This is a genomic window from Bacillus sp. P4_D3, from assembly GCF_056401855.1.
Genome location: NZ_JBFUIN010000279.1, coordinates 1 through 4,151 on the forward strand (window position 1 = coordinate 1; position 4,151 = coordinate 4,151).

Sequence of the window (4,151 nt, forward strand, 5' to 3'; positions counted from 1 at the left end):
TCAATTAACAATGAAAGTAGATAAATTATCGAAGGATCAGGAAATACGAGTATCAAGTAAAAATACTGGTGTAGTAGAAGCAAAACGAAAAGATACAGATAATTTTGTAGTTCATGTGAAACCGAACGCAAAAGAGGACCAGAAAGTAAATTTATTATTTGAGTTAGTAGAAGGCGAAAAAGTAATGGCTGAAATAGAAGTTCCAGTTTATATCGTGAAGCCAACAAAGTTACAAGTAGATCCTGAAAAAACATTTGTGATGAAAAAGCAAAAAGAACAATTGCAAGTACGTTTGGCAATACCTGTGCCGGTAGAAGTAATGAAACAATACGAAACATTAGGATTACCGATTGAACCGTATCGCTATAAAAAAGTAACTCAACCGAACCTACTTACTTTCAAAAGTTCAAAAGATTTCGTTACCGTGAATGAACTTGGAGAAGTGACAGTAAAGGATGATGCAAAAATAGGAGATACGACTGATATTAATATCGCCTATAAAGGATTAACAGGTAAGGTGAGTGCTCAAGTTTCGGGAAGTGAAGAAGATAAGCAAGCACTATCAGGTTTATCTTTACCAAGTGCTCAGCAATTAATATTGGATGCGGAGCAGCACGCAAATAATATTTTACAAGCGGCAGTAAAATCGCCGGAAGAAGAAAAGTTTGAAGACTTACAAAAACAAATGAAAAAGTTTTATGAGCCGAAATTTACAGGGAAGCAGTTTGAAAAAGCTTATAAGTATAATAGACAGTGGATATTAAATCCGTATTATTTATATCCTGTAACGAATGTTTATAATACAGAGGCAATGAAAACATTCTCAAGAGTAAGTGAAACACCAACAACGTTAAGTGTGAAAGTAAGTGTACCAGTTCAAGGTGAGCAAGGCGAATCATTTACGTATACGTATGATTTAGTGAAAAAAGATGGATCTTGGTATTTAGATGACATCAATTAATTAAAAGACAAGCCCCTTTCGTGATATAGAGAAAGGGGCTTGTTTTTGTTTTTTGTATGTACGACTTTACTTACCGGAGTATACATGTACAATATTTATAGAGTGAAATGAGTGACGTGAGGGGTTGAACCATTGAGTTTCCATATAAATAAATCGATTATTAAAGAAGTATGCGGAGAGACCTCATATAAAAGAGGAGAAGCGTATTATAAAGCAAATAAAGTAATCGTGAATCATTATGATGAAAATAAAGAAATTTGCGAGGCGACGGTAAAAGGGAACGAAGATTTTCATGTTACAGTAGAAAAAGCTAAAAAAGGTGATGTGGTTGCGAAATGTAGTTGTCCGTCATTAGCGTCTTTTCAAACGTACTGCCAACATGTTGCCGCTGTACTTATACAAATAAATTATAATCAACAAACGGGTGGAATATTGCCCATTAATAGCGGAAACGAACAATTAACAAGCGGGATGTTTCAATTGTTTGCAGAACAACCACTGAGGCCAAAAAGTAAACAACACCGTTTTGATACACGTGAAATACTTGATATTGAGTTTAATTGTACACCAGTAGTTACGAAAAATGGTGGGGCACTTCTTGGGGTTCAGTTGAAAATCGCCAAAACGTATTTCGTAAATCATATTAGAGAATTTCTTTCTAAAGTGGAGAAAAGAGAGGCTTTTAATTGTTCCAATGAATTTACATACACACCAGATGTACATAGCTTCAAGCAAGAAACGGATGCGATTATTCAGCAACTTATTAAAATGTATCATAACGAAAAAATGTATGAGGATACACTAGAAGTACACGCAAAACAAGATGATAGCATGATTTTAATACCGCCAGCTTCGTGGATGGATATGCTTTCTTTACTTTCTAAAACTGAGTGTGTGAGACTTAATCAAGATGGACAATCTTTTCACGGTTTACAAATTTCAAAAGGACTACTGCCTTTACATTTTGAGTTTAATAAAGGGAGTAACGGTGGGTTTACACTTTATATTGACGGCTTACAACAAGTAGAAGTAATGGATACGTATAGTTATGCTCTATTTGGAGGGAAACTGCATCAGTTGAATGCTGAGGATTGTAAGCGGCTTATCGAATTACAAAAAATGATGAATCGTTCTAGTAGTAACCAGTTGTATATTCCAGCAGATAAGATGGAACACTTTGTAGCAAAAGTTGTACCAGGATTAATGAAGCTTGGTACTGTGCGAATTGATGAAGTAATATCAAATCGTATTGAAACGCCTTCGCTAAAAGCAAAATTATATTTAGATCGAGTGAAAAATCGTTTGTTAGCAGGTCTCGAATTTCATTATGGAAACGTCGTGATTAATCCGTTAGAAGAGGATGGGCAGCCATCTGTTTTTAATCGTGATGAGAAAAAGGAAAAAGAGATTTTAGACATTATGAGTGAAAGTGCCTTTGCAAAGACAGAAGGCGGTTATTTTATGCATAATGAAGAAGCTGAGTATAACTTTTTATATTACGTTGTTCCAACGTTAAAAGGTTTAGTTGATATTTATGCGACGACAGCAATCAAATTACGAATTCATAAAGGAGATACAGCTCCTCTTATAAGAGTTAGAAGGAAAGAGAGAATTGATTGGTTATCATTCCGCTTTGATATAAAGGGTATTCCGGAGGCAGAAATTAAAGGGGTATTAGTCGCTCTTGAGGAGAAACGAAAATATTATCGTTTAGCAAGTGGTGCTCTACTATCACTTGAGAGTAAAGAGTTTAATGATATTAATCAGTTTATAAAAGAATCTAGTATTCGAAAAGAATTTGTAAAGGGCGAAGAAATAGATGTCCCTCTTATTCGTAGTGTGAAATGGATGAATTCACTGCAAGAAGGAAACGTATTAAGTTTAGATGAGTCTGTTCAAGAATTGGTAGAGAACATTCAAAACCCTAAAAAGCTGAAGTTTGCGGTGCCAAGTGGCTTAGATGCGATAATGAGAGAGTATCAAACATACGGATTCCAGTGGATGAAAACACTTGCCTATTATCGTTTTGGTGGCATTTTAGCTGATGATATGGGACTTGGGAAAACGTTGCAAAGTATTGCTTTTATAGACTCTGTTTTGCCGGAAATTCGAGAGAAGAAACTGCCTATATTAGTTGTTTCTCCGTCTTCCCTTGTTTACAACTGGCTTAGCGAGTTAAAAAAATTCGCTCCACATATTAGAGCAGTTATTGCCGATGGAAATCAAGCAGAGCGCCGAAAAATTTTAAAAGATGTAACGAAATTTGATGTTGTCATTACGTCATATCCTTTACTACGAAGAGATATAAGATTATATGCAAGGCCATTTCATACGTTATTTCTTGATGAAGCACAAGCGTTTAAGAATCATACGACGCAAACTGCGAAGGCAGTAAAAACGATTCAAGCAGAGTACCGTTTTGGATTAACGGGAACACCTGTAGAGAATTCATTAGAAGAGCTATGGTCTATCTTCCACGTTGTCTTCCCAGAATTATTACCGGGAAGAAAAGAGTTCGGTGATTTAAGACGTGAAGATATTGCGAAGCGCGTAAAGCCTTTCGTGTTAAGAAGGTTAAAGGGTGATGTATTACACGAACTCCCAGAAAAAATAGAGCACTTACAATCATCAGAACTTTTACCGGACCAAAAAAGGCTCTATGCCGCTTATTTAGCAAAGTTAAGAGAAGAAACGTTAAAACATTTGGATAAAGATACGTTACGTAAAAATAAAATTCGGGTTTTAGCTGGTTTAACGAGACTACGGCAAATTTGTTGTCATCCAGCTTTGTTTGTTGATGACTATAAAGGTAGTTCAGCTAAATTTGATCAGCTGCTAGAAATTTTGGAGGAATGCAGAAGTACAGGGAAGAGAATTCTTATATTTTCTCAATTTACGAAGATGMTTTCAATAATCGGGCGAGAATTAAACCGTCAAGCAGTTCCATACTTTTATTTAGATGGGAGTACACCAGCGCAAGAACGTGTAGAGCTATGCAATCGGTTTAACGAGGGAGAAGGGGATCTATTTCTTATTTCGTTAAAAGCTGGTGGCACAGGACTAAATTTAACGGGTGCAGATACAGTTATATTGTACGATTTATGGTGGAATCCAGCTGTTGAACAACAAGCAGCGGATAGAGCGTATCGAATGGGACAAAAAAATACAGTGCAAGTGATTAAGTTAGTAG

1 protein-coding gene and 1 pseudogene are annotated in these 4,151 nt (G+C 36.0%); both read left to right on the forward strand.

Annotated elements, in window-relative coordinates; all coding sequences use genetic code 11:
* Positions 1-961 (forward strand): annotated as a pseudogene (locus tag AC1DTM_RS19270) (S-layer homology domain-containing protein); the annotation flags it as partial.
* A 132-nt stretch (positions 962-1,093) separates the two neighbouring features.
* Positions 1,094-4,151: DEAD/DEAH box helicase (locus tag AC1DTM_RS19275; RefSeq protein ID WP_477000669.1), on the forward strand; the 3,058-nt coding region annotated here is incomplete at its 3' end.